The 2,887-nt window shown below is 64.6% G+C and carries 4 protein-coding genes; all 4 read right to left on the bottom strand.

What is annotated here, in order from left to right; genetic code table 11:
- On the bottom strand, positions 1–197 hold a 197-nt coding region (locus AC1DT2_RS19755), incomplete at its 3' end, for a GTP-binding protein (RefSeq protein ID WP_477298184.1).
- A gap of 24 nt (positions 198–221) precedes the next feature.
- Positions 222–950 carry a DUF3299 domain-containing protein gene (locus AC1DT2_RS19750; protein ID WP_477298183.1) on the bottom strand — a complete coding sequence of 243 codons (729 nt, stop codon included), beginning with the start codon at positions 948–950 and terminating at the stop codon, positions 222–224.
- Positions 951–958: 8 nt separating this feature from the next.
- Complete coding sequence (locus tag AC1DT2_RS19745) at positions 959–2,215, bottom strand: ABC transporter permease (protein WP_477298182.1); 1,257 nt, start codon at positions 2,213–2,215, stop codon at positions 959–961.
- Positions 2,216–2,217: 2 nt separating this feature from the next.
- Positions 2,218–2,862 (bottom strand): ABC transporter ATP-binding protein, encoded by a 645-nt coding sequence (locus tag AC1DT2_RS19740; protein ID WP_477298186.1) that lies wholly within the window; start codon positions 2,860–2,862, stop codon positions 2,218–2,220.
- Positions 2,863–2,887 lie beyond the last annotated feature (25 nt).

The raw sequence follows: 2,887 nt of genomic DNA, 5'->3' as shown, positions 1-2,887 counted from the left end.
CTGAGCGCCGCCCCGCCGTTCCGCACCAGGCTGGCGTCGATATTGACCTCGCTCATGTCGTTGACGATGACGGCGACACGCAAGCCCTGGCGGTTACGAAGGACATGATTGAGCAACGTGGTCTTTCCGGCACCAAGAAAGCCGGAAAGCACGGTGACCGGCAACGTGGGGACGCTGGCGGATGCAAGGTTTTTCATGGGGTATCCTGCGAGTCTTTGGTGTTACTCGAATGCACGACGAAGTCTGTCTTCGTCACTGTTGCTGTAGGTTTCGAGCGTGCCGTTATCGACGGCGTACGCAGAGGCCGCGAGCGCGTTCTCGGTCACCTGCGTGTGAAGCACGCCCTTGAGCGTCAGAGGGTCGTAGAGGCTTGGCGTCGGGATGCCGTGCGACAGCCGCACGTGCACCAGCATGTTCGGTGGCGGCGGGGGCACGTGGATGCACGCGCCGTAGAACGGCACGAAGAAGAACTCGACCATGTTCCCGTCGCTATCGGACTCCAGTGGCACCACGTAACCCGATAGCCGCACCTTCGCGCCATTGAGCGCCTCGACGGTGTGCAGCGTGCCGATCTGCTTCATGCGCTGGTTGCCGACGTGCAGCACCGGCGGCGCGTTCTCGAGGGCCTTGAAGTCCTCCGGGGGCACCATCTTCGTCCAGTCCAGATCCGCAAAGCCGTTCTCGTCCGGAAGGCCGAGCACGTCGGAACCTGGCGAGGGCGCTGCTTTCGCTACGCCGTGCGCCGCGGCGTAGGCATTGGCGGCCGCAATCCCGGCGGCACCTGCCGCAGCACGTTGCGCGCGCCCGGCATCGGCTTCCGCCTGTGCCCGCGCAAGCGCGCTCGTGGCACCGGACGCCGGACCGTCCGCAACGCTGTCCCCGGAAGATCCGGAACAACCCGCGAGAAAAGCAGCCAGCGCGATGGTCGTACTTACACGAGCAAGCAACATGACGCGCTTCACAGGCGCACCTGCAGGCCATCGTTCAGCGAACGTCGGTAGGCAATCGCGCCGGGAATCGCGCCCGCGAAGGCTCCCAGAACGATGACGGCAGCCAGCAGCCACCACTCGGTGGCGGACGGTGCGAGTTCCAGTACCAGGCCGGCGTTGGCCAGCAGATAATCGTGTCCGATGGCGACGACGCCGAAAAGAAGCAGGCACCCAAGCACCGCACCGAACGTCGTCAGCAACGTGCTCTCGATAACAAGAAGCGCAAACACGGTACGGGCGGATGCGCCGACCGCCCTGAGAATAGCCATCTCGCGGCGACGCTCGTTCAACATGGCCAGGAGCGCGGTAAGCATGCCGGACATGCCCACCAGAACGACCATAACGCTCACGGCCCGAAGCGCATTCTCAGCGGTACCGATGAGGTGCCACAGTTCACCGAGAGCGACGCCGGGCAGCACCGCAAGCAGGGCTTCGTCCGGGTACTCGTTGATGGCCCGCTGCACGGCAAACGAGGACAGGCGAGACTTGAGCCCGACCAGGCACGCGGTAATGGCCTTCGGCGTCAGATCCATGTGGCGCGTACTCTCCGCGCTCGCCTCCAGCCCCGGCAGGCGCATGCCGCCCCGCCAGTCGACATGGATAGCCTCGATAGCTTCGAGGCTCACCGCGATCGTGGCATCCACCGGTGTACCGGTGGGCGCGAGGATGCCTTTGATGCGGAAAGGCTTGTCGGCGTGAAGCGCCGTGGCTGGCCCACCGAGTCCGTGCGCGAGCACGATGCTGTCGCCCACCGTGTAATGCAGTTGGCGAGCGACTTCCGCTCCGATGACCGCGTCGTAGAGGTCCGCGAAGGGGGCGCCACGGGTGAACGACAAGGCCTGCTTCGCCCCATAGTGGTAGTGGACAAAGAAATCCGTCGTGGTGCCGACGACGCGAAAGCCGCGGTGCGAATCGCCGAGGGACAACGGTACGGTCCACGACACCTCCGGCATGGCCCGGATGTCTTCGTAGGTTTTCCAGGTGATGTTGTTGGTCGCCTCCCCCACATGGAAAATCGCGTACAGCAGAAGGTTCACTGGTCCCGACCGGGCACCGACGACAAGGTCGGTGCCCGACACGGTGCTGGAAAAACCGCGTCGTGCGTCGACACGAACGCGCTCCACGCCCAGAAGAAGAAAGACGCTGAGTGCGATGGTGACGACCGTCAGGAGCACGCCCGTACGACGCTGGCGAAGGCTCTTCAGTGCAAGTGAGATGAGGTTCACGATCAGGCCACCATCTGCGAAGGCGGGCGGTCGCCGAGACTCACGGCGCGATCGAAGTGACGGGCGAGGTTCATGTCATGGCTCACGAAAACAACGCCCGTTCCGTGCCGTGTGCACTCGGCAAGCAGGAGGCGAAGGAAAGCGTCGCGGTTGTCCGCGTCGAGCGCCGACGTTGGTTCGTCGGCGATGAGAAGCTTTGGACCACCGATAAGGGCGCGAGCGACCGCCACGCGTTGTTGTTGGCCGACGCTGAGGTTGCCCGTGCGCGAGCGCTCGACCAGCTGCGCCACCAGGCCCAGCGAGTCGAGAAGTCGAACCGCCTCGGCACGTTGCGCCTGTTGCGTGGTACCTGCGCGGGTCGCGCGCGCCGGGGACCACGCGCAACCGAGCAACACATTCTCGACGGGGCTGAGGAACGGCAACAGGTTGAACTGTTGAAACACGTAGCCCAGGTGTTCGGCCCGAAAATGGTCCCGCTGCGGGGCCGATAACGTGGAAAACGGCACGCCAAGCACGGTGACTTCCCCGTGGGTCGCCCGCAGCACGCCTGAGAGCAAACCCAGTAGCGTGCTTTTGCCGCTGCCACTGGGTCCGCACAGAAACATGCGCTCGCCGGGCGCGACGGCGAAGTCATCCATCGTCAACATGGCCTCCGAGCCGGGCCACTTGAAC

The sequence above is a fragment of the Luteibacter sp. P4_E6 genome, from assembly GCF_056401535.1.
The sequence above is the reverse complement of the archived record's forward strand: the minus strand, read 5'-3'. Positions and strand labels throughout refer to the sequence as shown.